Annotated in this window: 4 protein-coding genes; all 4 read left to right on the forward strand. The window is 58.1% G+C overall.

The window, feature by feature from the left end; translation table 11 throughout:
• On the forward strand, positions 1 to 190 hold a 190-nt coding region (rplT, locus tag ACIOMO_RS27765; RefSeq protein ID WP_401244671.1), incomplete at its 5' end, for a 50S ribosomal protein L20.
• A 109-nt stretch (positions 191 to 299) separates the two neighbouring features.
• Entirely contained in the window at positions 300 to 1,316 is a 1,017-nt protein-coding gene (gene pheS, locus ACIOMO_RS27770) for a phenylalanine--tRNA ligase subunit alpha (protein ID WP_003226365.1), read from the forward strand.
• A gap of 26 nt (positions 1,317 to 1,342) precedes the next feature.
• Positions 1,343 to 3,721: a phenylalanine--tRNA ligase subunit beta gene (pheT, locus tag ACIOMO_RS27775; RefSeq protein WP_401244673.1), complete on the forward strand. Its 2,379-nt coding sequence runs from the start codon at positions 1,343 to 1,345 to the stop codon at positions 3,719 to 3,721.
• 3 nt (positions 3,722 to 3,724) lie between these two features.
• Positions 3,725 to 3,840 (forward strand): HU family DNA-binding protein (locus ACIOMO_RS27780; protein ID WP_401244677.1); only part of this gene is annotated, 116 nt, incomplete at its 3' end.

Consider the following 3,840-nt stretch of genomic DNA (forward strand, 5'->3'; position numbering starts at 1 on the left):
GTTCCGCGCTCTGTGGATCGCTCGTATCAACGCTGGTGCTCGTGTTAACGGTCTGTCCTACAGCCGTTTCATCGCTGGCCTGAAAAAAGCGTCCATCGAGATCGACCGTAAGGTTCTGGCTGATCTGGCAGTGAACGAAAAAGCGGTGTTTGCTGCGATTGTCGAGAAAGCTAAAGCCACCTTGGCTTAAGTACCCCCGACAATCACCCGGCCTCACTTCCGTGGGGTCAGGTGGTAAACGTCTTAAATAGGGGAAGAGCCTTCAAGCTCTTCCCCTATTTTGTATCTGGAGTCTGTACATGGAAAACCTGGATGCGCTGGTCTCTCAAGCACTAGAGGCTGTGCAAAGCGCTGAAGATATCAATGCCCTGGAGCAAATCCGGGTTCAATACCTTGGCAAAAAGGGTGAATTGACTCAGGTGATGAAGACCCTGGGGAATTTACCGGCAGAAGAGCGTCCGCAAGTCGGCGCCCTGATCAACGTTGCCAAGGAACGTGTAACAGGCGTTCTCAATGCGCGCATGGCCTTGTTTGAAGAAGCCGAACTGGCTGCCAAACTGTCCGCCGAATCCATTGACGTGACATTGCCGGGCCGTGGCCAGACCTCCGGTGGTCTGCATCCGGTTACCCGCACTCTGGAACGTGTTGAACAGTTCTTCACCCGCATCGGCTACGGCATTGCCGAAGGCCCTGAGGTCGAAGACGACTATCACAACTTTGAAGCGCTCAATATCCCAGGCCACCACCCGGCCCGGTCGATGCATGACACCTTCTATTTCAACGCCAACATGTTGCTGCGCACTCATACCTCGCCGGTACAGGTTCGCACCATGGAATCGAAGCAGCCGCCGATCCGCATCGTCTGCCCAGGCCGCGTGTATCGCAGCGACTCCGATATCACCCACTCGCCGATGTTCCACCAGGTCGAAGGCCTGCTGGTTGATCGCGACATCAATTTTGCCGATCTCAAAGGCACCATCGAAGAATTCCTGCGGGTGTTCTTCGAGAAAGAACTGGCCGTACGTTTCCGTCCTTCGTACTTCCCGTTCACCGAGCCATCCGCTGAAGTCGACATGGAATGCGTGATGTGCAGCGGTAAAGGCTGCCGCGTCTGCAAACAGACCGGCTGGCTGGAAGTGATGGGCTGCGGCATGGTTCACCCGAACGTGCTGCGCATGTCCGGCATCGATCCGGAAGAGTTCTCCGGCTTTGCCTTCGGCATGGGCGTCGAGCGTCTGGCCATGCTCCGTTACGGCGTGAACGACTTGCGTCTGTTCTTCGACAACGACTTGCGGTTCCTCGCGCAATTTCGCTAGTCGTAACGAATTCTTAGGAGAGCAGGATGAAATTCAGTGAACAATGGCTGCGTGGCTGGGTTAGCCCGCAGGTAGATCGCGATGAGCTGGTCGCTCGTCTGTCGATGGCCGGTCTTGAGGTCGATAGCGTTACGCCGGCCGCCGGTGTATTCAGCGGCGTGGTTGTGGGTGAGGTGCTGAGCACCGAGCAACACCCTGATGCCGACAAATTGCGCGTTTGCCAGGTCAGCAATGGCGCGGAAACTTTCCAGGTCGTGTGCGGTGCGCCAAACGTGCGTCCGGGCTTGAAGATTCCGTTCGCCATGATCGGTGCCGAACTGCCGGGCGACTTCAAAATCAAGAAAGCCAAACTGCGTGGCGTTGAGTCCAACGGCATGCTCTGCTCGCAAGCCGAGCTGCAGGTTGGTGAAGGCAACGACGGTCTGATGGAACTGCCGGCCGATGCGCCAGTGGGCGAAGATTTCCGTGTGTACCTGGATCTGGAAGACGCCAGCATCGAGGTTGACCTGACCCCTAACCGTGGCGACTGCCTGTCCCTGGCCGGTCTGGCCCGTGAAGTTGGCGCGCTGTATGACGCTCCGGTCACCCGTCCAGTAGTGCCGGCCGTAGCTGCCGTGCACGACGAAGTGCGTTCGGTCGAAGTGCTGGCGCCGGCTGCATGCCCGCGTTACCTCGGCCGCGTGATCCGTAACGTCGACCTGTCCAAGCCTACGCCGCTGTGGATGGTTGAGCGTCTGCGTCGTGCCGACGTGCGCAGCATCGACGCTGCCGTCGACATCACCAACTACGTGATGCTCGAGCTGGGTCAGCCGCTGCACGCTTTCGATCTCGCCGAAATCAATGGCGGCATCCGTGTGCGCATGGCGGAAGAGGGCGAGAAGCTGGTACTGCTCGACGGTCAGGAAGTCAGCCTGCGTAGCGATACGCTGGTGATTGCCGACCACACTCGCGCTCTGGCGATTGCCGGTGTGATGGGTGGCGAGCACAGCGGTGTGTCCGTGACCACTCGCGACGTGTTTCTGGAAAGTGCTTTCTTCGACCAGATCGCTGTGGCGGGCAAGGCTCGTTCCTACGGTCTGCACACCGATGCGTCGCACCGTTACGAGCGTGGCGTTGACTGGCAACTGGCCCGTGAAGCCATGGAGCGCGCCACTGGCCTGCTGCTGGAAATCACTGGCGGCGAAGCCGGCCCGATCATCGATACCGTCAGCGAGCAGCACCTGCCGTCGATCGCGCCGATCACCCTGCGTTCGCAGCGCATCACCCAGATGCTCGGCATGGAAATGGATTCGGCTCAGGTTGAGCGTCTGCTCAGCGGCCTGGGTCTGGGCATTACTGCCGACGGCGCTGACCAATGGCGTGTAGAAGTGCCAAGCCATCGCTTCGACATCAGCCTTGAAGTCGATCTGATCGAAGAACTGGCTCGCCTGTACGGTTACAACCGTCTTCCGGTTCGTTACCCGCAAGCGCGTCTCGCGCCGCAAGCCAAGGCTGAAGCGCGTAGCGATCTGCCGGAACTGCGTCGTCTGCTGGTGGCTCGTGGTTATCAGGAAGCGATTACCTACAGCTTCATCGATCCACGCCAGTTCGAACTGTTCAATCCAGGCGTTGAGCCGCTGTTGCTGGCCAATCCGATTTCCAACGACATGGCTGCCATGCGCTCGTCGCTGTGGCCGGGTCTGGTCAAGGCGCTGCAGCACAACCTCAATCGTCAGCAAGATCGCGTGCGTCTGTTCGAAAGCGGTCTGCGCTTCGTTGGTCAGCTCGAAGGTTTGAAGCAAGAGCCGATGCTGTCGGGTGTTGTCTGCGGTAGCCGTCTGCCGGAAGGCTGGGCACAAGGTCGCGACACCGTCGACTTCTTCGACATCAAAGCTGACGTGGAAGCGGTACTGGGTTTTGCCGGTGCACTGGATTCGTTCACTTTCGCACCGGGCAAACACCCGGCGCTGCACCCGGGTCAAACCGCGCGCATCGAGCGAGAAGGGCGTGAAGTCGGTTTCATCGGCGCCATTCACCCGGAATTGTCGAAAGCCTTGGGTCTGGATCGTCCAGTCTTCGTTTTCGAGCTGGTTCTGGCTGAAGTGGCACTCGGTAAAATGCCGAAATTCCACGAGTTGTCGCGCTTTCCTGAAGTGCGTCGTGACCTTGCATTAATTGCACACAAAGACGTCGCGGCCTCGGCAGTACTGGACGTAATCCGTGAAAATGCAGGCGAATGGCTCACAGATCTCAGGCTGTTTGACGTATATCAGGGTAAAGGCATTGATCCTGATAGAAAAAGCCTTGCAGTTGGCTTGACCTGGCAGCATCCATCGCGCACTCTTAATGACGATGAGGTGAATTCGACGACGCAAAATATCCTCACCTCGCTCGAACAAAGGTTGAACGCCACGTTAAGGAAGTGACGTATGGGGGCTTTGACGAAAGCTGAGATGGCGGAACGTCTGTATGAAGAGCTGGGCCTGAACAAGCGGGACGCCCAGGAATTGGTAGATCTGTTTTTCGAGGACATCTGGCACGCTCT

It is taken from the genome of Pseudomonas sp. NPDC087804, from assembly GCF_044742965.1.
GTDB classification, from domain to species: Bacteria; Pseudomonadota; Gammaproteobacteria; order Pseudomonadales; family Pseudomonadaceae; genus Aquipseudomonas; species Aquipseudomonas rustica.